Here is a 26708-nt window from a genome sequence, read left to right as displayed (position 1 = left end):
GAGGCGACCTTGTTACGTGTGTCGATCAGCGACGGAACACCGGCCAGTTGGGGGTAAAGCGCTGGTACGGCGAGACCGTGGCGTCACCGGTATCCGGCGAGGTCTTGTTGTCCTGATCTTCCGGCAGGTTGCCGTCATAGATCAGGTAGCGACGGCGCTGCAGGTAGGCATCGCGCAGGAACGTGTACTTGTCGACAGCGGCCTGTTCGAGCACATTGCTGGCCCCAAGCAGGTTCGCGCGCACGTCCACCACGCGCAGCGCGGCCAGCGAGTAGGTGACTGCGCTGTCGTGCCAGTACGTGAGCGGATCCATCTGCCAGTCGACCAGGAACCCCACGGTGTCACGCGCGGTGCTGGGCCCGAGCAGCGGCCAAACGACGTACGGGCCCGACGGCACGCCCCACACACCCAGCGTCTGGCCGAAGTCTTCCTTGTGCTTGGGCAGGCCGGCGTCCGACGCAATGTCGATCAGGCCACCCAGACCCAGCACGGTATTGATCGCCACGCGCATGGTGTCTTCCAGCGCGGCCGTGCCCTTCAACTGCAGCAGATTGTTGACGGCCGAATAGACATCGCCCGCGTTCGAGAAGAAATTCGACACTGCCGTGCGCGCCGGAGACGGCACCACATCGACATACGTTTGCGCGACCGGCTTCAGTACGCCCTTGTCGAGGTCCTCGTTGATACGGAAGACTTCGCGGTTGAACGGCTCGATCGGATCGGCCGGATTAGCATTCGGCCCCGTCGCACAGCCAGCCAGCAGCGTGGCGCCTGCCGCCACAGCCAGCGCAAAGCTGCGCAGCGTACGGATGGATGTCGTTGTTTTCATGGTTTATTTGCTCCCACTGCCCTCAGCCGGCTTGGCTCCGCCGGCGCTGCCATTTGCGCTGCCGGCACCGGCATCCGCAGCCTTGCTGTACAGGAACTGGCTGATCAGGTTTTCCAGCACCACCGCCGACTGCGTCATCGTGATCTTGCTGCCGCTGGCAAGCATGGCCGAGTCGCCGCCCGGTTCGATACCGATGTATTGCTCGCCCAGCAGACCCGAGGTCAGGACCTTGGCCGAACTGTCTTTCGGAAACTGATAGCGCTGATCCATGTCGAGCACCGCGATGGCCTGGTAGCTCTTGTCGTCGAAGAGGATCTGCGACACGCGGCCGACCACCACCCCGGAACTCTTGACCGGAGCCCGCACCTTCAACCCGCCGATGTTGTCGAAGGCGGCCTTCACCTGGTAAGTCTTGGCAAACGAGAACGAACTCATATTGCCCGCTTTGAGCGCCAGGAATAGCAGCGCAATGATGCCCACCAGTACGAACAGGCCGACCCAGAAATCGAGGACGCTTTTACGCATGATCTTTTCTCGTTGAACGCTAACGACAACCGGCGGCTCAACTGAACATCAGTGCCGTGAGCACGAAATCCAGCGCCAGCACGGTGAGCGACGCGATCACCACCGTCCGGGTAGTCGCGCGCGAGACGCCTTCCGGCGTGGCCTTGGCCTCATAGCCCTGATACAGCGCAATGAAGGTAACCGCCACACCAAACACGACACTCTTGATGACGCCGTTCAGCACGTCGTCCATGACATCCACGCCGGCCTGCATCTGCGACCAGAACGCCCCGGGGTCTACGCCAATCAACCCGACCCCGACGAAGTATCCGCCCAGAATACCGACCGCACTGAAAATCGCCGCCAGCAGCGGCATGGCAATGAAGCCCGCCCAGAAGCGCGGCGCCAGCACGCGGGCCAGCGGATCGACGGCCATCATTTCCATGGCGATCAGTTGCTCGCCGGCTTTCATCAGGCCAATCTCGGCCGTGAGCGAGGTACCGGCGCGACCAGCAAAGAGCAGCGCCGTCACCACCGGCCCCAGTTCGCGCACCAGCGACAGCGCCACCAGCAGGCCCAGCGCCTGCTCGGAGCCGTAGCGGTTGAGCGTGTTGTATCCCTGCAAGCCAAGCACGAAGCCAACGAACAGCCCCGATACGGCAATGATGATGAACGAATCATTGCCGACAAAGCGCAGTTGCTCGATCACCAGGCGCGGGCGGCGCAGCACGTCGCCGGAAGCACCGATGAGCGAAATCAACGTGCGCGCCGCATAGCCGAAGCGGCTGATCAGCACCAGAACGAAGCGACCGATGGCGGAAATCATTGCGCGCCTCCGCTCTTTCCCAGACCGAAGTCATCGGCCAGCGGCGCCCCAGGATAGTGGAACGGCACGGGGCCGTCCGCCTCGCCGTGCACGAACTGGCGGACGAACGGATCGGTCGACGCGGTCAGCTCTGCCGGCGTGCCCTGGGCGGCAATACCGCCGTTGGCAATGAAATAGACGTAATCGGCGATGTGGAACGTCTCCTGCACGTCGTGCGAGACGATGATGCTGGTCGCGCCCAGCGCGTCGTTCAACTTGCGGATGAGCGACGCGGTCAAACCCAGCGAGATCGGATCCAGCCCCGCGAACGGCTCGTCGTAGAGGATGAGCGACGGATCGAGCGCAATCGCCCGCGCCAACGCCACGCGCCGCGCCATGCCGCCGGAAATCTCCGAGGGCATCAGGTCGCGCGCACCGCGCAGGCCGACCGCGTTGAGTTTCATCAGCACCAGATCGCGGATGAGGGCTTCGGGCAGCTCGGTATGTTCGCGCAGTGGAAATGCCACATTGTCGAAGACGGACAAATCCGTAAACAGTGCCCCGAACTGGAACAGCATGCCCATCTGGCGGCGCGCCGCGTACAGCGCACGCTTGTCCATGGCGCCGATGTCCTGGCCATGCACGCGCACAGTACCGGCAGCAGCGGCCACTTGGCCGCCAATCAACCGAAGAATCGTCGTCTTGCCGCAACCCGAGCCGCCCATGACGGCCACCACCCTGCCCTTGGGCACGCGCATGCACAGGCCGGACAGGATGCGCCGCGCGCCTGGCTGATAGGCGAAATCGACCTGATCGAGTTCGACAACGGCGTTGGAAGGCTGGGTGGACACGGTGGAGGTCGGTGCAGAGGGCTCGGCAGGTTGGCGGCTTCATGCTGCCGCATCTCGTTGTCTTGACGACCGCAGACCCGCCAACAAGGGCGGCTTCGCGCGGCCCGCCATTATAGGTGGAAACCCGCGTAGCCCGTCAGTCACGCCTTTCTTACCGACAGTTTGTGTGGCTTGTTCGCCGCGCCATGGGTTTTCGGGTCTTGCGGGATGCTGAAAGTGGTGCGCCTGCGAAGTCGGTCTTGGCAGCGCGGGCAGAAACGAAAGTGCCCTATTCGCCGCTATCCAGGCGTAGGTCGGCTTGGCGAATCACCCCTTGCCAATGCGTGGCATCACGGCGCACGGCCTGGGCGAACGTGTCGGGGGCATCCCATTCCGGCTCGAAGCCGCCTGCGCGCAACGTAGCGTGGACATCTCCGGAAGCGACGGCGCGACGCAGTTCTGCCGCCGCGCGCATCGACAGAAGCCGGGGAGTGCGCGCCGGCATGAAGGTGCCGATCCAGGCGCTGCGATCAAATCCGGCGAGACCGCCTTCGCGCAGCGTCGGCACGGCGGGCGCGAAACGCGAGCGAGCCCCGCCCGTCACCCCGAGCAACCGTAGCTGGCCATTGGCCGCGGCAGCCGCCACGCTCGGATAGCAGGCGAAACACGCCGTCATGCGCCCCGCCAGGATCTGTTGCACGAGCCCCGCTTCACCGCGAACGGCCACATGCGGCGCATGGAAAGCGTAGTCGCGCACAAACTGCTCGGCGACGAGATGCGACCACGTGCCGACGATATCCGAGCCGCAATTGACCGTGACGGACTCGCCGCGCGCCTGCGCAAGCAGATCGGTGATGGAGTAGATCGGCAGGCGCGCATCGACGGCGAGAAACAGCGGCAGCGTAGCCACCATCGCTACCGGTTGAAAATCGCGCAGCGGGTCATACGATGCCGGTTCCAGCGCGGGCTGGGCGACGAACGTGGTCTGTTGAAGCAGAAGCGTATGGCCATCGGACGGCGCGCGGGCGACGGCCTCGCCGGCGGCCATGCCATTGGCTGCCGGGCGATCTTCGACGCCCACCTCGCGGCCGACCTGCTGCTGCAGTTGCGTCGCCAGTGCCCGGGCCAGCGCATCAAACGCGCTGCCTTCCGCCGCTGGCACGACCAGGCGCAGCGGTTGCGAGGGATACCCCTGCAGCAACGCATGCGCGGGCGAGGTCAGCATTGCCGGCAGCACGCCCAGCCACGCAAGCGTGCGCCGCCGCTGCCGGTCCGGCATATGCGGCACATCCGGCGCGTGGGGCACATCTGCACGCACATTGCGGGCACGAGGTCGCATGAGGCGGTCGGGGATCACGGGGAGATCTCATTCTAGAAATCCGCCCGTCCGCCCTGCACTCATGTAAACCATGTCGACGTAAACCATGAGGCATGACGCTGCCGCCACAACACGCGTGTCACAAACAAAAAAGCCCGCCGAGGCAGGCGGGCCTGAGTCAGACGGTCAACCGCGTGGTCAGCGCGGCAGTTCCGAATGGCCCATGAGAAACGCGTCAACCGAGCGAGCAGCCTGGCGGCCTTCCCGGATGGCCCACACCACGAGCGACTGGCCACGGCGCACATCGCCGGCGGCGAAGACCTTCGGCACGTTGGTCGCGTAGGCGTTGTCGCCCTCGGTGGCGGCACGCGCGTTGTTGCGCGCGTCCTTCGTCACGCCAAAGGCATCCAGCACGCCGCCGACCGGGTTGGTAAAGCCCATCGCGAGCAGCACGAGATCGGCCTTGAGCGTGAACTCGCTGCCTGCAACCTCGGCCATCTTGCCGTCCTTCCACTCCAGGCGCACGGCGGTGAGGCCCGTCACGCGGCCGTTCTCGCCGATGAGCGCTTTGGTAGCGACCGACCAGTCGCGCTCGCAGCCTTCGTCATGCGACGACGACGTGCGCAGCTTGATCGGCCAGTACGGCCACACCAGCGGCTTGTTCTCTTCTTCGGGCGGACGCGGCAGCAGTTCGAATTGCGTGACCGATGCGGCGCCATGGCGGTTGGACGTGCCAACGCAGTCCGAACCCGTGTCGCCGCCACCGATGACGATGACGTGCTTGCCGTCGGCGCGGATCGGGTTCGGCGCATCGCCGGCCACTTCCTTGTTCTGCGGAATCAGGAATTCCAGCGCGTAATGCACGCCGTCCAGATCACGGCCCGGCACCGGCAGATCGCGCGGCACTTCCGAACCGCCCGTCAGCACGACAGCGTCGAATTGCTTGAGGATGTCGTCGGCAGAGATCATCTCCCGCGCGTCGTTGGTGATGCCGGCCGGCACCGTCTTGTCGCCCACCATCACGCCGGTGCGGAAGGTCACGCCTTCGGCTTCCATCTGCTGCATGCGGCGGTCGATCTGTGCCTTTTCCAGCTTGAAGTCGGGGATGCCGTAGCGCAGCAGGCCGCCAATGCGGTCGTTCTTTTCGAACAGCGTCACATCGTGACCGGCGCGCGCCAGTTGCTGCGCTGCAGCCATGCCTGCAGGGCCGGAGCCGACCACGGCCACGGTCTTGCCAGTCTTGTGCTTCGGCACTTGCGGCGCGACCCAGCCTTCTTTCCACGCCTTGTCGATGATGGCGTGCTCGATCGACTTGATGCCGACCGGCAGTTCGTTGATGCCCAACGTGCAAGCCGCTTCGCACGGTGCCGGGCAGATACGGCCCGTGAACTCGGGAAAGTTGTTGGTCGAGTGCAGCACTTCAATCGCCGTCTTCCAGTCCTGGCGATACACCAGGTCGTTGAAGTCCGGGATGATGTTGTTGACGGGGCAGCCGTTGTTGCAGAACGGAATGCCGCAATCCATGCAGCGCGCGCCCTGGATCTTGGCTTCGTTGTCCGCCAGCGCGAACACGAACTCCTTGTAATGCTTCACGCGCGCTTCGGGCGCTTCGTATGCCTCGTTCTGGCGGGGAAATTCGAGAAAACCGGTCGCCTTGCCCATGGTGTCCTTCCTAACCCGATGCTGCTCTGCCGGCACAGTCGCGCCAGCCAGGCAGTCGAGCCTGTCTTGTGAGGTTGCGTTGTATTCGGTGGCGGCGAATGGCCAATCGCGCGGATCAACCATTCGCCAAATCGACGGAAATCAGGCTGCGATCTGTTCGCGGCCGGCTTCCTGTTCGCGTTCGTACATCTCGGCCAGCGCGCGCTTGTACTCGGTCGGGAAGACCTTGACGAAGCGGCGACGGGCGTTGTTCCAGTCGGCCAGCAGCTCCTTGGCACGCTCGGAGCCGGTGTAGCGGAAGTGCTTTTCCACCAGCGCCTTGAGCAGTTGCTCGTCGAGCACGCGCTCGCCGTTCACCTTGTGCCAGGTCGACGGGGTATGCGCCTTCTCCTGGTCAGCTGCCGAAAGCACGGATTCCAGTGCGACCTGCGCCGTGTTGCAGCGCTTGTCGAACAGGCCGTCTTCGTCATAGACGTAGGCAACGCCGCCCGACATGCCTGCCGCGAAGTTACGGCCGGTGGTACCCAACACGACGACGGTACCGCCGGTCATGTACTCGCACCCGTGATCGCCCGTGCCTTCCACCACCGTGGTGGCCCCGGAATTGCGCACCGCAAAGCGCTCGCCGGCCACGCCGTTGAAGAACGCCTCACCGGCTAGCGCGCCGTACAGCACGGTGTTGCCGACGATGATGTTGTTGGTCGGCTCACCGCGGAACTCGTGCGGCGGGCGCACGATCACGCGGCCGCCCGACAGGCCCTTGCCCACGTAGTCGTTGCCGTCGCCCACCAGGTCCAGCGTCACGCCATGCGCCAGGAACGCGCCAAACGACTGGCCAGCCGTGCCCTGCATCTGCACGTGGATCGAGTCATCAGGCAAACCTTCATGGCCGTAGCGCTTGGCCACTTCGCCCGAGAGCATCGCGCCGACAGTGCGGTTGACGTTGCGCACCGGCTGGATGAACGACACGCGCTCACCCTTTTCCAGTGCAGCCTTGGCCTTCTCGATGAGCTGGTGATCCAGCGCGCGATCGAGACCGTGGTCTTGCACATCGACCTGGTAGCACGGCTCGCCTTCCTTCTTGGCCGGCTGATAGAAAATGCGCGCGAAGTCCAGGCCGCGGGCCTTCCAGTGTTCGATGCCGGACTTCGTGTCGAGCAGGTCCGCGCGGCCGATCAGTTCGTTGAACGTGCGGATGCCCAACTGCGCCATGATTTCGCGCACTTCTTCGGCCACGAAGAAGAAGTAATTCACCACGTGCTCGGGCTTGCCCGAGAACTTCTTGCGCAGCACCGGATCCTGCGTCGCCACGCCCACCGGGCAGGTGTTCAGGTGGCACTTGCGCATCATGATGCAGCCCTCGACCACCAGCGGTGCGGTGGCGAAGCCGAACTCGTCCGCGCCCAGCAGCGCACCGATCGCGACGTCGCGGCCGGTCTTCATCTGGCCGTCGGCTTGCACGCGGATGCGGTTGCGCAGGCCGTTGAGCATCAGCGTCTGCTGCGTCTCGGCCAGACCCAGCTCCCACGGCGTGCCGGCATGCTTGATCGACGACCACGGCGAGGCACCGGTACCGCCGTCATGACCGGCGATCACCACGTGGTCTGCCTTGGCCTTGGCGACACCTGCTGCCACCGTGCCGACGCCCACTTCCGACACCAGCTTGACCGACACGTCCGAACGCGGGTTCACGTTCTTCAGGTCGTGAATGAGCTGTGCCAGATCTTCGATCGAGTAAATGTCGTGGTGCGGCGGCGGCGAGATCAGGCCAACACCCGGCACTGCGTAACGCAACTTGCCGATGTAATCCGTCACCTTGTGGCCGGGCAGCTGACCGCCTTCACCAGGCTTTGCACCCTGCGCCATCTTGATCTGGATCTGATCAGCCGAGGCCAGGTACTCGGCCGTCACGCCAAAACGGCCCGACGCCACCTGCTTGATCTTCGAGCGCAGCGAATCACCTTCTTGCAGTTCCAGATCGCGCTCGACCACTTCGCGGCCGATCACGTCCGACAGCTTCGTGCCCTGCTTGATGGGAATGCCGCGCAGTTCGTTGCGGTAGCGGCGCTCATCTTCGCCGCCTTCGCCGGTGTTCGACTTGCCGCCGATGCGGTTCATCGCCACGGCCAGCGTGGTGTGCGCTTCCGTGCTGATCGAACCGAGCGACATGGCGCCGGTCGCAAAGCGCTTGACGATTTCCTTGGCCGGCTCGACTTCCTCCAGCGGAATCGCGCGCGCCGGGTCCACCTTGAACTCGAACAGACCGCGCAGCGTCATGTGGCGCTTGCTCTGATCGTTGATGAGGTTCGCGTATTCCTTGTACGTCTGGTACGAATTCGCGCGCGTCGCATGTTGCAGCTTGGCGATCGAATCCGGCGTCCACATGTGCTCTTCGCCGCGGACGCGGTAGGCGTATTCGCCGCCGGCGTCCAGCATGTTGGCCAGCACCGGCGCATCGCCAAAGGCGTCGCGGTGCAGGCGCAGCGCTTCCTCGGCCACCTCGAAGATGCCAATGCCGCCGACGTTCGATGCGGTGCCCTGGAAGTACTTGTCGACCAGTTCACGCGACAGACCGATCGCTTCGAAGATCTGCGCGCCGGTGTACGACATGTACGTCGAGATGCCCATCTTGGACATCACCTTGTGCAGGCCCTTGCCGATCGCCTTGGTGAAGTTGTAGATGGCTTTCTCGGCGGTCAGGCCCAGGCCCGGCGCCAATTCGGCCAGCGTCTCCATCGCCAGATACGGGTGCACGGCTTCTGCGCCATAGCCGGCAAGCAGGGCGAAGTGGTGCACTTCGCGGGCCGAGCCCGTTTCGACGACCAGCCCCGTGCTCGTGCGCAGGCCCTTGTCCACCAGGTGATGGTGGATGGCAGACGTGGCCAGCAGCGCCGGAATCGCGGCCTGCTTCTCGTCGACCGCGCGGTCCGACACGATCAGGATGTTGTAGCCCGACTTGACCGCATCGACGGCCTCTGCGCACAGCGAGGCCAGGCGCGCTTCGATGCCTTCCTTGCCCCACGCCACCGGATAGCAGATGTCCAGCTCGTAAGCCATGAACTTGCCGCCGGTGTAGTGCTCGATGTTGCGGATCTTCGCCATGTCCTTGAAGTCCAGCACGGGCTGGCTCACTTCAAGACGCATCGGCGGGTTGATGTTGTTCAGCTCCAGCAGGTTCGGCTTCGGGCCGATGAACGAGACGAGCGACATCACCACGTTTTCGCGGATGGGGTCGATCGGCGGGTTCGTGACCTGCGCGAACAGTTGCTTGAAGTAGTTGTACAGCGTCTTGTTCTTGGACGACAGCACGGCCAGCGGGCTGTCGTTGCCCATGGAGCCCGCGGCTTCTTCGCCGTTGGCGGCCATCGGGGTCATCAGGAACTTGACGTCTTCCTGCGTGTAGGCGAAAGCCTGCTGACGATCCAGCAGCTTCGCGGCCGGCTTGGTTTCGGCGGCCACGTCTTCGGGCTTCGCGTCCAGCTCGTCGAGCTTGATGCGCACGGCATCGATCCAGCTCTTGTACGGCTTGGCGTTCGCCAGGTTGTCCTTGAGTTCCTTGTCGTCGATGATGCGGCCCTGCTCCATGTCGATCAGGAACATCTTGCCCGGCTGCAGACGCCACTTCTTGACGATGCGCGACTCGGGAATCGGCAGCACGCCCGCTTCGGACGCCATCACGACCATGTCGTCGTCGGTGACGTAATAGCGCGCCGGACGCAGGCCGTTACGGTCGAGCGTCGCGCCGATCTGGCGGCCGTCGGTAAAGCAGATGGCGGCGGGGCCGTCCCACGGCTCCATCATCGCGGCGTGGTATTCGTAGAAGGCGCGACGGTTGTCGTCCATCAGCGTGTGCTGTTCCCACGCTTCCGGAATCATCATCATCATCGCCTGGGCCAGCGGGTAGCCGGCCATCGTCAGCAGTTCGAGGCAGTTGTCGAACGATGCCGTATCGGATTGACCCGGATAGATCAGCGGCCACAGCTTGGGCAGATCATCGCCCAGCACCGGCGACGAGATGCCGCCCGTACGCGCGTTGATCCAGTTGACGTTGCCCTTGACGGTGTTGATTTCGCCGTTGTGCGCAACCATGCGGTATGGGTGCGCCAGTTCCCATGCGGGGAACGTGTTGGTCGAAAAACGCTGGTGCACCAGCGCCAGCGCCGACACCGTGCGCGGGTCTGCCAGGTCCTGGTAGTAGCGGCCGACCTGTTCGCACAGCAGCAGGCCCTTGTAGACGATCGTGCGCGCCGACATCGACGGCACGAAATATTCCTTGCCGTGCTTGAGCTTGAGCGCCTGGATCGCGTGGCTTGCCGTCTTGCGGATCACGTACAGCTTCCGCTCCAGCGCATCGGTGGTCATGATGTCGCGACCGCGCCCGATGAAGATCTGGCGGATCACCGGCTCGGTCTTCTGCACCGTGGGCGACATCGGCATGGTCTTGTCGACCGGCACATCGCGCCAGCCCAGCACGACCTGGCCTTCCAGGCGCACGGTGCGCTCAAGTTCCTGTTCGCAGGCCAGGCGCGACGCGTGTTCCTTCGGCAGGAAGATCATGCCGACGCCGTATTCGCCGGCCGGCGGCAGGTTGATGCCCTGCTTCGCCATCTCTTCGCGGAAGAACTGGTCGGGAATCTGCAGCAGGATGCCCGCGCCGTCGCCCATCAGCGGATCGGCACCGACGGCGCCCCGGTGGTCGAGGTTGTGCAGGATGCGCAAGCCTTGCTGGACGATCTCGTGGCTCTTCTTGCCCTTGATGTGAGCGACAAAGCCGACGCCGCAAGCGTCATGTTCATTGGTCGGGTCGTACAGACCCTGGGCCGACGGTGCGGCGGGGAAGGAATGTTGTTCCACGGCGATCTTCCGAGGTTGTCGGTACTGCGCACCGTGGAAGGCCCTCGCGATCGTGCGGATGCGGTGGCAGACAAGCAATGGCGCGCCGCACCATGAATGCGGGGTGGAACGAATATAAAAGAGCAGCCTGTAACAGGCAAAAGTTTTTAAATGGGGTCGGAGTAAATTAATAAATGCACGACAACAGTGCGGGTTTATTATTGGGGACAGATTAAATTCGTCCGCATCGAAGCACCTGGGCACGACGGCGCCGCCACCTCGCTATTCGGTACGCACGCCGCCCTCCACGACCGCTTCTGCGGGTTGGCGAGGCGGTCGCCCTTTGGGCAATGGGGCAACGCGGCGGCCTCCGGCGCGCGCCAGTGTCGCGAGAAACGCCTCGTTGCCAAGTGGCCAACCGCTGTGCACATGCTGGCGAATCTGCGCCAGCTGGTCAGAGCCCAAACCTTCATGCCACAACGTTCGATAGCGAGATTGACGCTCGAAAGGCGTATTACCAAGCCGCCAATAGCAATAGTGGTCACTCACCCACGGGATGGATTGGATGCCCACATGGTGCCGATACGTGCTCCATCGGTCGTCTTCCGGTGTGCTGACGAGACCCGCGCGCACGGCGTTGGACTCCACATACAGCAGCATCGGCAACACCCATTCGGCCGGGTCCAGCACGGTCGAGCGGAAACGCCCTTCCCACAGCGTTCCGCTGCGATCGGCCGCGGCGTTGAAGTACCGCGTATAGCGCCGCCCGACCGCCTGCAGCGTGCGCGAAAGGCTGTCCGCCACCTTGGGCGTTCCCACCAGGTGGACGTGATTCGGCATCAGTGAGAAGCCATGGACGGCAAAGTCGTGCTCGCGCGCGGCCATGCGCAACGTATCGAGATAAAACGCGTAGTCGTCGTCACCGCGAAAAACGACCTGGCGATTGTTGCCGCGCTGCAACACGTGCACAGGGACATCGGTGGGACTGAGGCGAGGCAGGCGGGCCATGGAAAAAGACAGTGCGGCGAAAAGCGCCATCGTAGCGTGAAGCCGGCGAACCTGTCCCCAATTTTTGGCAGGCAAACGCTTGCATCCCGACTGTCGTCGAGGGGCGACGGCAGAGTTTGCGTGCCGTCAAATTGGCGGCCGTACGCGTCATCGACGACGGGGTGAACTTGATCCCGAGCAAATCGGCCAAGCGACTTCCCCGCGAGACTGGCTCCCATCACATCACGAGACGACAAGAGAGGGAGCGATTCATGGCTTTTCACCGCCTAGCCACCGTAGCTGTTGCCGCCGGAATGCTTGCCGCCGGATTCAGCCAGACCGCCTTTGCGCAGAGCACGGATTTGGCGCCGGCCACCGGCAACTGGATGGTGCGTCTGCGCGCCGTCAACCTGACAGCGGCCAACAAATCCGACGCGGTGCCCGCACTGGCCATTCCGGCTGATGCCATTCAGATCAACAACAAGGTCCTGCCTGAGCTGGACATCTCGTACTTCTTTACGCCGCACCTCGCGGCCGAGCTGATCCTGACTTACCCGCAACAACAGGACGTCACGGTCATGCAAAGCGCGCTGGGCGGCCCGACCAAGATCGGCAGCTTCCGCCACTTGCCCCCCATCCTGACGATGCAATACCACTTCACGCCCGAGTCGCGCTTCAAGCCGTACGTGGGTGCGGGCATCAACTACACGCGCATCTCGAATGTGAATCTGCAGGTGCCGGGCGTTGGCTCGCTGGACCTCAGCAAGAACAGCTTCGGCCCCGCGCTGCAGGCCGGCTTCGACTATCGCCTGACCGAACGCCTCTACTTCAACGTCGACCTGAAGAAGACCTGGATCAGCGCCGACGTGAAGATGGCCGGCCAGACCATCAGCAAGGTCAAGGTTGACCCATGGCTGCTGGGCGTCGGCCTGGGTTATCGCTTTTAAGGGAGGACGATCAGCGAACTGACACTGTCCTGATCGACTTTTACCGACGTGCCGCAGGGGCCGTCGACGGCGGGGGCGCTCGTCGGCGGTGGTTGGCGCGTTCGGCCCGGCATGCGTTGGGGCGGCCGGGCATTTTTTTTGGGCGTTTGCTTTTGACCTGGTTTCAGATCGCTTGGGAGCCAGGCGATCGGATAGCGGCTCGACCGTTACTGCCGTTAGTCAAACCGCATCCACGGCAAAGATGCGGCGGTGCTCCTTGATGGCGTAGCGATCCGTCATGCCAGCGATGTAATGCGCAATCCAGCGCGGCTGCTCTTCGGGGGTGGCTTTCGCTTGGTACTGCGGCGGCAGCAGGCGCGGGTCGTCCATGAAGACGCAGAACAGATCGTCGATGATGCGGCGCGCCTTCGCGGCCATGCGCATCACGAGGTAATGCCGATACAGGTTATCGAACAGGAAGCGCTTGAGCGCGCGCGCCTCTTCGCGCATCGGATCTGAGAACGCGACGAGCGCTGGCGCGGCGCGCACATCGTCGATACATCGCGGCGCAACGTCGGCAATGCCGGCACGCGTGGTGCCGATCAGATCGACGATCAGCGCGTTGATGATGCGGCGAATGGTTTCGTTGATCAGGCGCCGGCCGCTGACATTCGGGAACGCGGCCTCGGCTTCGCGCCGGTGAATGGCCCACAGCGGCACGCCTTCGAGTTGCTCTAGCGTAATCAGGCCGGAGCGCAGGCCATCGTCGATATCATGGTTGTTGTATGCAACCTCATCGGCAAGATTGGCCAGCTGTGCTTCCAAAGAAGGCTGTTGCCCTTCGAGAAAGCGCCGGCCCAGGTCACCTAGCGTGGCCGCGTTATTTCGCGAGCAATGTTTGAGAATGCCCTCGCGCGTTTCGAACGTCAGGTTCAAGCCATCGAAACCACCGTAGCGCTCTTCCAGCCGATCGACGACCAACAAGCTCTGCAGGTTGTGTTCGAAGCCGCCATACGGCTTCATGCAATCGTTGAGCGCGTCCTGGCCAGCGTGGCCGAAGGGCGTGTGGCCCAGGTCGTGTGCCAGCGAAACCGCTTCGACCAGGTCTTCGTTCAGACGCAGGCTGCGCGCAATCGACCGGCCAATCTGCGCGACCTCCAGGCTGTGTGTGAGCCTGGTCCGGAACAGATCGCCTTCGTGATTCACAAAGACCTGCGTCTTGTATTCAAGCCGGCGGAACGCGGTGCTGTGGATGATGCGATCGCGGTCGCGCTGGAACTCTGTGCGCGACGTGGATGGCGGCTCGGCGTGGACGCGGCCGCGCGTCTGCGCAGAATGCGCGGCGTAGGGGGCGAGATGGCCTTCGAGATCGAACGGGGCGGACGGCAAATCAAATCGGTCGTTCATCAGGCCATCTCATCTTGTCTCAGGCGACGGGCGCTTCGGTCGGTGGTCGCAGCACGGCGTGCTGCAAGGTGGCGCGCAAGTCGGCATCGGGCACCGTGGTCACAAACGCCTGGCCCAGCTTGCGCAGCAACACGAACTTGATCTCGCCCGCTTCGGCTTTCTTGTCGACGCGCATCAGCTCGATGAACCGATCGACGCCCAGGTCCGGCGCCACCGTCGGCAGGTCGGCCGCACGCGTGAGCGCGGTGATTCGGTTGCGCGTATCGATGTCGATAAAGCCCAGGCGATGCGACAAGTCCGCCGCCATCACCATGCCGCAGCCGACGGCCTCGCCGTGCAGCCATTCGCCGTAGCCCAGGCCGGCCTCGATGGCGTGGCCGAAGGTATGGCCGAAGTTGAGGGTGGCTCGCAGCCCGGTCTCGCGTTCGTCCTGCGCCACGACAGCCGCCTTGATACGGACCGAGCCCTGCACGGCTTCGGCCATCAGGTCGGTATCGCAATCGTTGAGGCCCTTGATGTTCTGCTCGATCCAGGCGAAGTAATCGGCATCGGCAATTGCGCCGTGCTTGATGACCTCGGCCATGCCGGCAGCCAGTTCACGCGCGGGCAAGGTGCGCAGCGTATCGATATCGGCCAGCACCGCCTGCGGCTGGTGGAACGCGCCGATCATGTTCTTGCCCAGCGGGTGGTTGATGCCCGTTTTGCCGCCCACCGAGGAATCGACCTGCGACAGCAGCGTCGTCGGCACCTGGATGAAGGGCACGCCGCGCATGTAGCAGGCAGCGGCAAAGCCGGTCATGTCGCCGATCACGCCGCCGCCCAGCGCGATCAGCGTGGTCTTGCGGTCTGCGCCCGCCGTCAACAGCGCATCAAAGATGCGGTTGAGCGTGTCCCACTTCTTGAACGATTCGCCATCGGGCAGCACGACGGTGTCGACAGCCTTGCCGAGCGAACGAATGGCCTCCTCGACCTTGGCTGCATAGAGCGGAGCGACGGTCTCGTTGGTGACGATCACGGCACGCGCGCCGCGAATGTGGGGGGCAAACAACTCGGCCTTGGAAAGTAGCCCAGAGCCGATATGGATCGGATAGGCGCGATCGCCAAGGTCAACATCAACGGTAATCATGACTGAGGGGAGACTTGCGAGGAGGTGGAGGTGCCCACCGGCGGCGCCACAATGCCGGCCACCTCCAGTTGCATCAGCACCATATTAACAAGCTGCGCCACCGTGGGCTTGCCCGTTTCGATGACAAAGTGCGCCACGTCACGGTATAGCGGATCACGGATCGCATGCAGTTCTTCAAGCTTGGCACGCGGGTTCTCGGTCTGCAGAAGTGGCCGGTTCTTGTCGTGACGCGTGCGCAGATACAGGTCATGCGGATTGGCGCGCAGGTAGATCACGGTGCCTCGCTCGCGCAGGAAAGCGCGATTCTCGGGCCGGAGGACGGCGCCGCCGCCGGTGGCGAGGACCACGCCATCGCGCGAGGTGAGTTCGTCGATCATGTGGGTTTCGCGATCACGGAAGCCCACTTCGCCCTCGTGCTCGAAAATGACCGGCACACGCACGCCGCAGCGCGCTTCGATCTCATGGTCGGAATCGAAGAACGGCAGGTCGAGCCGACGCGCCACCGCCCGGCCGACCGTGGTCTTGCCCGCGCCCATCAAGCCGACGAAAAAAACGTTGGAAACAGACAAAATCGCGTGAAATCAGGAATTTGAGCTTGATTGTAGTGGCATTTGGTCACCATCCAGCACAAACCCGGCAGCAGGACACAAAAAAGCCCGGCGCTCCACGCAGGAGGCCGGGCTTTCAGATCGCGAGACTACAGCCGATTACTTCAGTGACAGTTGATCGGACAGCACTCGCGGCGTCAGGAAGACGAGGAGCTCGGTGCGGTTGTTGATCTTGTTCGTGCTCTTGAACAGGTTACCCAGCACCGGAATGTCACCCAGCAGCGGCACCTTGTTGATGTCGGTCCGCTCGTTCTGCGTGTAGATACCGCCGATCACGACCGTGCCGCCGTTCTCTACCAGCACCTGCGTCTGTACGTGCTTGGTGTCGATGGCAAAACCGTTGGTCGTTTGGATACCCACGCTGTCCTTGTTGACGTCCACATCCAGGAAGATGTTGCCGTCGGGCGTGATCTTGGGCGTCACTTCCAGCTTCAGGTTGGCCTTCTTGAACGACACCGAAGTCGCGCCGGAAGAGGTCGCCTGCTGGTACGGAATCTCAGTACCCTGCTCGATCAGTGCCTTGATGTTGTCGGCAGTGACCACGCGCGGGCTGGAGACGATCTTGCCGCGGCCGTCAGCTTCCAGCGCGGACAGCTCCAGGGCCAGGAAACGGCCAGCACCGGCGTTGAACAGGCTCACGGCAACGCTGGCTGCGTTCACACCATTAATGCCGTTGGCGGGAAAGCTGAGCGCCGGGCTGTTGTCCCACGTAGCGTCTTTGGTCACAGGCGACACCACGTTGGTGTAGGTGTTGCCGTAACCCGCGCCATTCGTCTTTGACGCGAAGCCCAGTTTGGCACCCAGGTTGCGACTGAACGTGTCGTCAGCCTCAACGATGCGCGCCTCGATCATCACCTGGCGAACAGGGATGTCGATTTTCTGGAGGAAGGCCTGCACCTCTTCGAGCTTGCTCGGAATATCGGAGACGAACAGCTGATTCGTACGCGTATCCGCCGTGAGCGAGCCTCGCTTGGACAGAATCCGTGAAGTCGCGGCGCCACCAGCAGCACCAGCCGCACCACCTGCCGCCCCGGTACCCAGCAGCATGTTGCGCACGTCCCCGGCGCTTTGGTAGTTCAGGCGGAACACCTGGCTGCGCAACGGCTCCAGCTCGGTCACTTGCTGCTGCGACTCAAGCTCAGCCTTCTCCTTCGTGGCCAGCTCACCGCGCGGGGCAACCCACAGCACGTTGCCGTTGCGGCGCGACGCCAAGCCCTTCGAATCCAGCACGATCTGCAGTGCCTGATCCCAAGGCACATCCTTCAGACGCAGCGAAAGGGTGCCCGTCACGCTGTCGCTGGTCACGATGTTGAGGTTCGTGAAGTCGGCGAAGACTTGCAGCAACGAACGCACATCGATGTTCTGGAAGTTCAGCGACAGGCGCTCGCCACGGTAACCCGGGCCGGAAATCAGCTTGTTCGGGTCTTCCTTGGTAGGGCGCACTTCCACGACGAACTGCGTGTCGGTCTGGTACGAGCTGTACTGCCAGTTGCCACGCGGCTCGATGATCAGGCGTGCGCCAGTGCCGTTGTCGGTGGCCCGCATGGCCTGCACGGGCGTACCGAAATCGCTCACGTCATAGCGGCGACGCAGCGACTGCGGAAGCGTCGCACCGACGAAGTCGACCACGAGGTTCTGGCCTTGCTGCGCGATGTTGATCGCCGAGTTGGCAGTCGACAAATCGACCACCACGCGGCCGGCGAGGTCCTCGCCGCGGCGGAAATCAACGTTGCGCACGGCCGGACGCTCAGCACCTGCAGCGGGTGTCGGAGCCGAGAAGGTCGGCGCCGAGACAGCCGCTGCCACCGGTGCGGCTTCCAGCGTCAGTACGTACTGGTTACCGCGCACTTCGGACTTGTACTGCGTCTGACGCGACAAATCGAGCACGACGCGGGTGCGATCGCCGATCTGCACGACGTTCGCCGAACGCAGCAGCTTGCCGCCGTATTGGTAGTTGGCTCGGCCTTGCGCAAAGGTCGCCCCGAAGAAGTCGATGGCGATGCGCGCGGGCTGCTGCGTGCTGAACTCCACCGGCTTTTGGGTCGGCGCGTTCTTGAGCGTGACCGTCACCACAGTGGATTCACCGGCCGAAGCCTGCTCCACCTTTTCGATCGTGTTGCCGGAGACTGCCGCCGCAGGCGCTGCCTGCTGAGCGACAGCCTGACCGGCCATCATGAACAGGCACAGCGAAAGCCATGCCACCGCGCCCCCCCGGGCCACTCGGGTTGCCTGCGACAGGCCGCCCTTCACAAGACGCATCGTCATTGCGCGCTCTCCTGAACTTTCAGGGTCGTCATTTTTTCTTTCCATTCGGTCGTGCCTTCGCGCACCAGCTCACGCAGGGTGAGTTCCTGGTCTCCGATGCGGACGATGCGACCATAGTTTTGTCCGATGTACTGCCCCACATGCACATGCTGCGTCTTGTCCCCGACAGACAGGACGGCTTCCGTCTCGCCATTGCGCTTCATCGTCCCGACCAGCTTGAAGGCTTCCAGCGGATAGTCTTCCAGCGGCTCGCGACGGCGATTCGGTTCCGGCGATTCGTTCTGCGCGCGCGAGAGTTCTGCCACCTTCTGCACGCTGAACGGATCAGTCTGCTTGGTGGTCGTGTATTCGCGCGGCGCGTAAGGCTTGGGCTCGGGCAGCGGCGGCACGGTCGTACTGACGCTCTGGCGCGCTTGCTGCATCCATTGCTGCAATTCATCGTCTTCGCTCGCGCCGCAGGCCGTCAGCACGACGGCCAGGCACAGGGGCGACAGACGCAGAACGTGCGACATGCGGCGACGGCTCATGGTGCGGCCCCTCATTTGGCGCCTCCCTTGGCGGCGGCATTCGCCTTGCGCTGAGCCGCCTGCTCGTCGGCGTCAAGCGCCCGGTAGGCTTCAGCGCGGGTTTCCATCACCATGCCGCCATCCTTGGTACCCGTCAGCGAGATGTTCTGCAGCGTGACGATGCGTGACAGCGCCGCCACGTCTGCAGCGAACAGCGCCATGTCGTGATAGCGGCCATTCACCTTCACGGCCACCGGGATCTCGGCGTAGTAAGGCTTGAGTACGGCGGCAGCGGGACGGAACAGGTCGAAAGTCAGGCCACGCGCGATACCGGCATGGTTGACGTCGGCCAGCAGCGCATCCATTTCGGTCTTGTTGGGCAATTGCAGCTCGAGCTTCGCGACACGCTGCTCCACCTCGGCCTTCTGCTTGCGCAGCGCTTCGAGGTTCACCACCTGCGCGAGCTTGCTCTGGTATGCCGACTTGAGGTTGTTCTGCTCGGTGCGCTTGGCGTCCCGCTCGTCAAACTTGCCGCTCCAATAGAACTGCCAACCCAGTCCGATCACCAGCACGGCGGACAGAATCATGAACAGGATGCGCGGCGCCATCGGCCACGTTTCCGGCTCATTCAGGTTCAGGCCACGGAACTGGCTGACCAGGTCTTCCAGCGAAATTTCGGTCGAGAGCGCCATGGTTATTTCCTCGCCGTGGCCGCACCCGGCTTGGCCGGCGCTGCCGGCTCGGCCTTCCATTGGAAGCGGATCGTGAAGTTGAACAGACGGCGCTGTTCCTTCAGGTTGTTGGTCATGGTGGTGGCCACCGATTCACCCAGCTCGGCGTGATCCAGCCAGGGCACCGCACCCAGGTTGCGCAGCAGGTCCGACACGCGTTCGTTGGACTGGGCCACACCCGATACGGTGTAACGCTCGCCATCCTGCTTGAGCGAGGTGAGATAGATGCCGTCCGGCACCTGGCGCACCAGTTCTTCGAGCAACTGCACCGGGCGGTTGCGTTGGTTCTGCAGGCTTTCCACCGCTTGCTGACGTTGCAGCAGGTCGTCGATGTCCTTCTTGAGGGTGTTGACCTCGGCGATCTGCTTGTCCATCTCCGCGTTCTTCTGCGTGAGGATGTCGTTGATGCGTTGCGCTTCTTCGGTCTGGTGATCGATCACCATGCCGCCCAGGAACACCACCACTGCGCCCGCAACGGCAGCGCCGCCCAGGCTCATGAAGACTTTCTTGCGCTTACCGGCACGTCGCTCTGCGTGATACGGCAGCAGATTGACGTTCGGTAGCGCATTCACGGCATTCGCGCTTTCATTGGCCATCGTCAGCTCCTTATTGCAGCCCGCGCAGGGCAAGGCCCGCGCTGACGATGTAGGCCGGCAGATCGCGCTGCAGATAGCGCGCGTTGACGTTCTTGGCCGCGCCCATGTTGGCGAACGGATTGGCCAGCGTCGTATTGATCTGCGTCTGTTGCTGGATCGCGGTCTGCACGCCCAGCAACGATGCGTGACCGCCCGAGAGCACGATCTCGTCCACGCGGCCGACGCTCGAAGTCGACAGGAAATTCTGGATCGCCTGCCCCACTTCCATGGCCAGCGTCTCGAGCGAGGGCTTGAGCAGCTGGCTACGGTATTCGTCGGGCAACGTGTTCTTGCGCTTCTTCACCTCGGCCTTGAGCAGATCGAGTGAGAACAGACGCGAGATGCTTTGCGTGAGCTGGTCGCCCGAGCCGGACATCGGCTGGTCATACAACTCCTTCCAGCCTTGGTAGAACAGTGCGTGCGAGCGCGCCCCGCCCAGGTGGAACATCGCCACGACGGGCATGTCGCGCGTCTCGGTTTCGGTGGCGTCCGGCTTGACGGCCAGCATGTGCGTCATGGCGCGCTGGATGGCGTTCTCTTCCACATCCATGACGATCGCTTTCAGACCGGCCATCTCGGCGGCGGTCACGCGCTCGGTCACGCGCTCGGAAACCGTTGCCGTGACACGCACGCCGATCCCGCCTTCGGTTTCGGACGGGCCGATCACGACATAGTCGAAATTGACGTTCTGCGAGGGCGGAAACAGCCGATTGGCTTCGCTCTCGACCTGCACGAAAAGCTCGTCTTCGGTCAGGTTGTCGGGCAGGCTGACGGTTTGCGATTCCGTCAGGCTTGCGGGAATGGCAAGCACGGCTTCCTTGCCGCGAATGCCTGCCTTGGCGATGGCACGCTTGAGCGCATTGCCCACCGCATCGATATTCACCAGATTGCCGTCGGCGACGGCACTGCGTTCAATCAGCTCGCTGGCGCATTTTTCGAGACGGAAATCTCCCTGCTTGCCGTTGGCGGACAACTCCACCACCTTGACGCTGGAAGACCCGATATCTATCCCGACGATATTGCGGCGCAGCAGGCCGGACAACAAACCCCGTCGCACAGAGACACCCCACCGTTTATAGTTTTTTGAACCCTGGCGCCCGTCGCAAATCCAACGTGCGCCATAGCCTGCTTAGATTTGCTGCTGGATTCTCACAAAATCCTTTAGAACAGGCAAACGCTCAGGCAGACCGCGATGCATTTCGCGCCACGCCCTTCGGAAAGCGTTGTCAAAACCCCACGGTCGGGGGATACCCCTTTCGTCTGACTTGATTTCCGCTCCGTCTACTTCTATCGGCTGATTCTTAGCCGTCTTGAATCAAGGTACGGCGGGCGCACAATTCGCGCGCCCAGTGAGCATGACGCGGCGCACAAGTGCAGTCTCGTGCGCTGAGGTGACACTGGTTACGTGCTGTTACGTCCGATGCCGTCAGACCCTTGAAGCCTCGACGATATAATCGCCGCCACGCTGACTGACACCCCCGGTGCCCACCTGTAATGGCTACTGCCCAAACCACCCCAGCTTCGCCCAAGCCGCCCAAAGCCCGCCGCCCGTTGTGGGTGCGACTGCTTCTCTGGATGCTCGGCCTGTTCGTTGCCATGGGGGTCGTCGGAGCGCTGCTGCTGGGCTATGCCCTGCTCGTCGCCGCGCCCAACCTCCCGTCGCTCGACGCGATCACCGATTACCGCCCGAAGATTCCGCTGCGCGTGTACACCGCCGACAACGTCCTCATCGGGGAATTCGGGGAGGAGCGCCGCAGCTTCGTGCCGATCACGCAGATGCCCGAGGTGATGAAGCGCGCGGTGCTGGCCATCGAGGATGACCGCTTCTACGAGCACGGCGGTGTCGACTTCATCGGCGTGCTGCGCGCGGGCCTGGCGAACCTGCACGGCGGTCTGTCGCAAGGCGCGTCGACCATCACGATGCAGGTGGCGCGCAACTTCTTCCTGTCGAGCGAGAAAACGTACACGCGCAAGATCTACGAGATGCTGCTCTCGTACAAGATCGAGGCGAGCCTGACAAAGGATCAGATCCTCGAGCTGTACATGAACCAGATTTACCTGGGTCAGCGCGCGTACGGCTTTGCCAGCGCCGAGCAGATCTACTTCGGCAAGAACATCAAGGACATCACCCTGGCCGAAGCGGCCATGCTAGCCGGCCTGCCCAAGGCGCCGTCGGCGTACAACCCGGTGGTGAACCCGAAGCGCGCCAAGGTGCGTCAGGAATACATCCTGCAGCGCATGCGCGACCTGCACTACATCACGCCGGAGCAGTACACCCAGGCCATCAACGAGCAACTGCCGGTGCGCGGCGAAGGCCATGAGTTTGACGTGCACGCCGAGTACGTCGCCGAAATGGTGCGTCAGCTCATGTACGCGCAATACCGTGAAGAAACGTACACGCGCGGCCTGAATGTCTACACAACGCTGCGCAAGGCCGACCAGGACGTCGCGTATCAATCCGTGCGCCGCGGCATTCTCGACTACGAGCGCCGTCATGGCTATCGCGGCCCGGAAGCATTCATCGATCTGCCCTCCGATGCCGAGGAGCGCGAACAGGCCATCGACGACGCCCTGCTCGAACATCCGAACAGCGACGATCTGCAATCGGCCGTGGTGGTGAGCGTGACGCCCAAGCTGGTGCGCGCGACGATGCTGACCGGTGAGACGATCGACCTGGCGGGCGACGGCCTGCGCTTTGCGCAAGCCGCGCTGTCGAACAACGCGCAGCCGAAGATCAAGCTGCGCCCGGGTGCGGTGATCCGTGTGATTCAGGACACGAAGACGCAGAAGTGGTCGATCACCCAGTTGCCGGAAGTCGCCTCGGGCTTCATCTCCCTTGACCCGCAGACGGGCGCGATCTATTCGATGGTCGGCGGCTTCGATTTCAACCGCAGCAAGTTCAACCACGTCACGCAGGCCTGGCGCCAGCCGGGTTCGAGCTTCAAGCCGTTCATCTATTCGGCGGCGGTGGACAAGGGCTTCTCGCCGTCCACGGTCATCAACGACGCGCCGCTCTCCATCCCGACCGGCGACACCGGTGGCCAAGTGTGGGAGCCGAAGAACTACGGCGGCGGCTACGACGGCCCGATGACGATGCGCCGCGCGCTGCAGAAGTCGAAGAACCTCGTGTCGGTGCGCATCCTGCGGGCGATCGGTACGCAGTACGCGCAGCAGTACATCACGCGCTTCGGGTTCGACGCCGATCGGCACCCGGCCTACCTGCCGATGGCGTTGGGCGCAGGCTCGGTGACGATGCTGCAGATGGCGAGCGGCTACTCGGTGTTCGCCAACGGCGGCTACCGCGTGAACCCGTACATCATCGACCGCGTGGTGGATGCGCGCGGCACGGTCGTGCAGCAGAGCCATCCAATGACCGCCGGCAAGGACGCTGTGCGCGTGATCGACCCGCGCAACGACTTCATCATGGATTCGCTGCTGCGCAGCGTTGTGTCTGGCGGCACGGGCTACCAGGCCAAGGTCAAGCTGGGCCGCAACGACATGGCCGGCAAGACCGGCACCACCAACGACTCGTTCGACGCCTGGTTCTGCGGCTACACGCCCAAGGTGGTCGGCGTGGCCTGGATGGGCTACGACAACCCGCGCAGCCTGGGCGATCGCGAAACCGGTGGTGGCCTGGCCTTGCCGATCTGGATCAACTACATGAGCTACGCGCTCAAGGGTGAACCGCAGACCGAGCGTCAGCCGCCCGAAGGCGTCGTGCAGATGGCCGGCGACTGGGCCTACGAGGAATACGCCAACGGTCAGGGCGTGGCTTCGGTGGGCCTGGGCGATGCCATGCCGGGAGCATCCGCACCGGCCGGCGACCAACCGCAGCCTGGCGTCAACCTGGCACCGACGCAGGAACAGGAGAAGCAGAAGATTCTCGACATGTTCCGCGGCAACTGAACTTCGCGCCCACGAAAAAGCCGCCCTTCGGGGCGGCTTTTCTTTTGGCATCTGACAAGAACGTTGCGCTCAACCGGCGGCCAATGTCACATCCACATCGCTTTGCTGGCTGACATAGCGTGACAGCGCGACGTACAGCTCTTCCTTGCTGCGCGTGTCGACCCAGCGGCCGTCGTCACCACGGCGGAAGTGGAAACCGCCGGCACGCGCAGCCACCCACAGTTCCTGCATCGGCGCCTGGCTGTTGATGATGATCTTGGAGCCATCGTCGAATTCAAGCGTGAGCACGTTGCCGGTACGGTTGATCTCGATGTCGGCATCGGCCTCCTCTGCAGCCGTTTCGACAATGCTTTCGATGCGGGTGAGTTCCGCTTCAGCCAGCGCCAGGAACTCCGATTCGCTCAGGGGGGGCATGCTACACTCCAAAATCTTGCGCGGACGTTGCGTGGCGGCCCTTTCCGGCCCGTCCTGACCAGCAGGCGCCTCGTCCCATATGACTCCGATCGCCGCAAGGGCCTGACCCCTGGGGCATCCTTTCTGCACCATCATCCGATGATACGAACCGCCGCCATTGTAGCCACTGTCGGCCTGACCCTGACGGTCGCAGGCCTTTCCGGCTGCGGGATTCGCGGGCCGCTGTACATGCCCAAGGTGCCGCCGGCGCCAACCGCGCCGCAAACCACCGACCCTGGCATCGCCGGCCCGAACGCCGTGCCGCAGCCCCCGGTGCCGGGCGCAAAACCCGCAGCCGCCGATGCCGCCAGCGCGGTACCCGCGAACCGCTGATCCCGTCTTTTTTGCTCAACCGGCGTCGCCCTATCCAGGGCTGCGCCCAGAATGTTCCCACTCATGTCCGAGTCCCTGATCCGCCAGGAAGGCGCGCTGATGATCGAAGGCGTCGCGCTGGACGCGATTGCCGCGCAGTTCGGCACGCCCACCTACGTGTACTCGCGCGCCGCGCTCACGGCCAACTATCGGGCCTACGCCGCCGCATGCGAAGGTCGCAACGCGCATGTGCAGTACGCCATGAAAGCCAACTCGAACCTGGCCGTGCTGCAGGTGTTCGCGCAGCTTGGCGCAGGCTTTGACATTGTGTCCGCCGGAGAACTCAAGCGCGTGCTGGCCGCCGGTGCGCCGGCCGCGAAGGTGGTGTTCTCGGGCGTAGGCAAGAGCGCAGACGAAATGCGCTTCGCGCTGGAGGTCGGCGTGGCGTGCTTCAACGTGGAGTCGATTCCCGAGCTGCACCGCCTGAACGACGTGGCCGCCTCGATGGGCAAGGTCGCGCCCGTGTCGCTGCGCATCAACCCGGACGTCGACGCCAAGACGCACCCGTACATCTCGACGGGCCTGAAGGGCAACAAGTTCGGCGTGGCGTTTGACGAAGTGCTGCCGACCTACCGCGCGGCGGCTGCGATGCCGAACCTGCGCGTGGTCGGCATCGACTGCCATATCGGCTCGCAGATCACCGAGGTGTCGCCGTATTTGGATGCGCTGGACAAGGTGCTCGACGTGGTGACGCAGCTCGACACCGAGGGCATTCGCCTCGCACACATTGATGTGGGCGGTGGCCTAGGCATCACTTACACAGACGAGACGCCGCCGGACATCACAGCCTTCGCGCGCACGCTGTTGGACCGCGTCGAGCAGCGCGGCTTTGGCGATCGCACCGTGCTGTTCGAGCCGGGCCGCTCGTTGGTCGGCAACGCGGGCCTGCTGCTCACGCGCGTCGAATACCTCAAGCCAGGCGCGAGCAAAAACTTCTGCATCGTCGATGCGGCCATGAATGATCTCGCCCGCCCCGCGATGTACGAGGCGTATCACCACATCGTGCCGGTGCGCGAAGGCCAGAGCGCGCCGGTGGTCTACGACGTCGTGGGCCCGGTGTGCGAATCCGGGGACTGGCTCGGCCGCGACCGTTCGCTGGCGGTGCAGCCCGGCGACGTGCTGGCGATCCTGTCAGCCGGCGCGTACGGCTTCACGATGAGTTCCAACTACAACACACGCAATCGCGCCGCCGAAGTCATCGTCGACGGCGACAAGATGCACCTCGCACGCGAGCGCGAGTGCTTTGAAGACCTGATCCGCGGCGAGCACCTGTTCCCGGCGTAAGCCTGCATCGCAAAGAAAAAGCCGACGCGCAAACGTCGGCTTTTTTCATGGGCGCGACCAGTGTCAATCGCGCGCCGGCATCGCGCCTCCGGCCATCGCACTGCGTGGCGAGCGCCAAGCCCACCACACCCGCAGCCCCAACAGCACGGCCATCACCGCGGCGTAGATCGACACCTCGGCAAAGTCGTGCTTGCCGGCCTTGTGCCACCAGTAGTGCAAGATGCCGAGCACGCCGGTCACATAGACAAGCCGGTGCAGCCACTGCCAACGCTTGCCGCCAAGCCTGCGCACCATCGCGTTGGTCGACGTGGCGGCCAGGGGAATCATCAGCACGAACGCCGCAAAGCCCACGGTAATGAAGGGCCGCTTGACGATGTCCTTGAGCATCGACGCTGGGTCGAGCCCGCGATCGACCAGCAACCAGATCAGGAAATGGATTGATCCGTAAAAGAACGTGTACAGCCCGAGCATGCGGCGAAGCCGGATCAGCCAGTTCATGCTCGTGATGCGGCGCAGCGGCGTGATGGCCAGCGTGCAGCACAGCAGCACCAGCGTCCATGTGCCGGTCGAGCGCGTGACGAACTCCAGCGGGTTCGGCCCGAACTGGTCCGTCGCGCCCAGGAAGACGATGCGCAGGAAGGGCACGAGCGCGACCACCCACGCGATCGCCTTCACCACACGCAACTGCTTGGACGGCAACATCGGCGGCAGCAGTGTCATG

At 63.6% G+C, this 26708-nt stretch carries 22 protein-coding genes; 4 read left to right on the top strand and 18 right to left on the bottom strand.

Going from position 1 to position 26708, the window contains the following annotated elements; genetic code table 11:
• Window positions 1–25: 25 nt before the first annotated feature.
• The 8 genes from ACTJK6_RS23225 to ACTJK6_RS23190 all read right to left on the bottom strand — a co-directional run bounded on the left by ACTJK6_RS23225 (window position 26) and on the right by ACTJK6_RS23190 (window position 11789).
• Window positions 26–829, bottom strand: a complete 804-nt coding sequence (locus ACTJK6_RS23225; RefSeq protein WP_232041172.1) for an MlaA family lipoprotein — start codon at window positions 827–829, stop codon at window positions 26–28.
• Between the two features lie 3 nt (window positions 830–832).
• Entirely contained in the window at window positions 833–1354 is a 522-nt protein-coding gene (gene mlaD / locus ACTJK6_RS23220) for an outer membrane lipid asymmetry maintenance protein MlaD (RefSeq protein ID WP_024977847.1), read from the bottom strand.
• Between the two features lie 37 nt (window positions 1355–1391).
• The gene (mlaE, locus tag ACTJK6_RS23215) at window positions 1392–2159 is read right to left on the bottom strand and encodes a lipid asymmetry maintenance ABC transporter permease subunit MlaE (RefSeq protein WP_045203038.1); all 768 of its coding nucleotides are present in this window, start codon (window positions 2157–2159) and stop codon (window positions 1392–1394) included.
• Window positions 2156–2989, bottom strand: coding sequence for an ABC transporter ATP-binding protein (locus tag ACTJK6_RS23210; RefSeq protein ID WP_322018743.1), 834 nt, complete (start codon window positions 2987–2989; stop codon window positions 2156–2158). The genes mlaE and ACTJK6_RS23210 overlap by 4 nt, the downstream gene beginning before the upstream one ends.
• A gap of 268 nt (window positions 2990–3257) precedes the next feature.
• Window positions 3258–4307: a Bug family tripartite tricarboxylate transporter substrate binding protein gene (locus tag ACTJK6_RS23205; RefSeq protein ID WP_373407720.1), complete on the bottom strand. Its 1050-nt coding sequence runs from the start codon at window positions 4305–4307 to the stop codon at window positions 3258–3260.
• Window positions 4308–4484: 177 nt separating this feature from the next.
• Entirely contained in the window at window positions 4485–5948 is a 1464-nt protein-coding gene (locus ACTJK6_RS23200) for a glutamate synthase subunit beta (RefSeq protein WP_045203035.1), read from the bottom strand.
• A gap of 141 nt (window positions 5949–6089) precedes the next feature.
• Entirely contained in the window at window positions 6090–10802 is a 4713-nt protein-coding gene (locus ACTJK6_RS23195; RefSeq protein ID WP_440840271.1) for a glutamate synthase-related protein, read from the bottom strand.
• 261 nt (window positions 10803–11063) lie between these two features.
• Entirely contained in the window at window positions 11064–11789 is a 726-nt protein-coding gene (locus ACTJK6_RS23190) for a transposase (RefSeq protein WP_316871600.1), read from the bottom strand.
• A gap of 251 nt (window positions 11790–12040) precedes the next feature.
• Here ACTJK6_RS23190 and ACTJK6_RS23185 point away from each other — a divergent pair, with 251 nt between their 5' ends.
• Complete coding sequence (locus ACTJK6_RS23185; protein WP_232041176.1) at window positions 12041–12715, top strand: OmpW/AlkL family protein; 675 nt, start codon at window positions 12041–12043, stop codon at window positions 12713–12715.
• A 219-nt stretch (window positions 12716–12934) separates the two neighbouring features.
• Here ACTJK6_RS23185 and ACTJK6_RS23180 read toward each other — a convergent pair whose 3' ends face one another.
• The 8 genes from ACTJK6_RS23180 to pilM form a co-directional block, all read right to left on the bottom strand.
• Window positions 12935–14101, bottom strand: coding sequence for a deoxyguanosinetriphosphate triphosphohydrolase (locus ACTJK6_RS23180; RefSeq protein ID WP_232041177.1), 1167 nt, complete (start codon window positions 14099–14101; stop codon window positions 12935–12937).
• A 19-nt stretch (window positions 14102–14120) separates the two neighbouring features.
• On the bottom strand, window positions 14121–15227 hold the full coding sequence (aroB, locus tag ACTJK6_RS23175) for a 3-dehydroquinate synthase (protein ID WP_260804094.1): 1107 nt from the start codon (window positions 15225–15227) through the stop codon (window positions 14121–14123).
• Window positions 15224–15796 carry a shikimate kinase gene (locus ACTJK6_RS23170; protein WP_440840270.1) on the bottom strand — a complete coding sequence of 191 codons (573 nt, stop codon included), beginning with the start codon at window positions 15794–15796 and terminating at the stop codon, window positions 15224–15226. The genes aroB and ACTJK6_RS23170 overlap by 4 nt, the downstream gene beginning before the upstream one ends.
• Window positions 15797–15934: 138 nt before the next feature.
• The gene (gene pilQ, locus ACTJK6_RS23165; RefSeq protein ID WP_440840292.1) at window positions 15935–18094 is read right to left on the bottom strand and encodes a temperature dependent type IV pilus secretin PilQ; all 2160 of its coding nucleotides are present in this window, start codon (window positions 18092–18094) and stop codon (window positions 15935–15937) included.
• A 2-nt stretch (window positions 18095–18096) separates the two neighbouring features.
• Window positions 18097–18642 (bottom strand): pilus assembly protein PilP, encoded by a 546-nt coding sequence (locus ACTJK6_RS23160; RefSeq protein ID WP_045203028.1) that lies wholly within the window; start codon window positions 18640–18642, stop codon window positions 18097–18099.
• Complete coding sequence (locus ACTJK6_RS23155) at window positions 18639–19298, bottom strand: type 4a pilus biogenesis protein PilO (protein WP_232041181.1); 660 nt, start codon at window positions 19296–19298, stop codon at window positions 18639–18641. The genes ACTJK6_RS23160 and ACTJK6_RS23155 overlap by 4 nt, the downstream gene beginning before the upstream one ends.
• Before the next feature lie 2 nt (window positions 19299–19300).
• Window positions 19301–19933, bottom strand: a complete 633-nt coding sequence (locus tag ACTJK6_RS23150) for a PilN domain-containing protein (protein WP_232041182.1) — start codon at window positions 19931–19933, stop codon at window positions 19301–19303.
• Between the two features lie 10 nt (window positions 19934–19943).
• Window positions 19944–21014 (bottom strand): pilus assembly protein PilM, encoded by a 1071-nt coding sequence (gene pilM, locus ACTJK6_RS23145; RefSeq protein WP_316871539.1) that lies wholly within the window; start codon window positions 21012–21014, stop codon window positions 19944–19946.
• A gap of 452 nt (window positions 21015–21466) precedes the next feature.
• Here pilM and ACTJK6_RS23140 point away from each other — a divergent pair, with 452 nt between their 5' ends.
• On the top strand, window positions 21467–23878 hold the full coding sequence (locus ACTJK6_RS23140) for a penicillin-binding protein 1A (protein ID WP_316871537.1): 2412 nt from the start codon (window positions 21467–21469) through the stop codon (window positions 23876–23878).
• A 69-nt stretch (window positions 23879–23947) separates the two neighbouring features.
• Here ACTJK6_RS23140 and cyaY read toward each other — a convergent pair whose 3' ends face one another.
• Window positions 23948–24292: an iron donor protein CyaY gene (gene cyaY, locus ACTJK6_RS23135; protein WP_232041184.1), complete on the bottom strand. Its 345-nt coding sequence runs from the start codon at window positions 24290–24292 to the stop codon at window positions 23948–23950.
• A gap of 138 nt (window positions 24293–24430) precedes the next feature.
• On the opposite strand from cyaY, the gene lptM reads away from it, so the two are divergent.
• Window positions 24431–24664, top strand: coding sequence for an LPS translocon maturation chaperone LptM (gene lptM, locus ACTJK6_RS23130; RefSeq protein ID WP_004634541.1), 234 nt, complete (start codon window positions 24431–24433; stop codon window positions 24662–24664).
• 63 nt (window positions 24665–24727) lie between these two features.
• Complete coding sequence (gene lysA / locus ACTJK6_RS23125; RefSeq protein ID WP_440840269.1) at window positions 24728–25987, top strand: diaminopimelate decarboxylase; 1260 nt, start codon at window positions 24728–24730, stop codon at window positions 25985–25987.
• 63 nt (window positions 25988–26050) lie between these two features.
• On the opposite strand, the gene msrQ is transcribed toward lysA, so the two are convergent.
• Window positions 26051–26707 (bottom strand): protein-methionine-sulfoxide reductase heme-binding subunit MsrQ, encoded by a 657-nt coding sequence (gene msrQ / locus ACTJK6_RS23120; protein WP_440840268.1) that lies wholly within the window; start codon window positions 26705–26707, stop codon window positions 26051–26053.
• Window position 26708 lies beyond the last annotated feature (1 nt).

Source organism: Ralstonia sp. 22086 (genome assembly GCF_052045975.1).
Taxonomy (GTDB): domain Bacteria; phylum Pseudomonadota; class Gammaproteobacteria; order Burkholderiales; family Burkholderiaceae; genus Ralstonia; species Ralstonia wenshanensis.
This window is presented reverse-complemented; position numbering and strand designations above follow the sequence as displayed.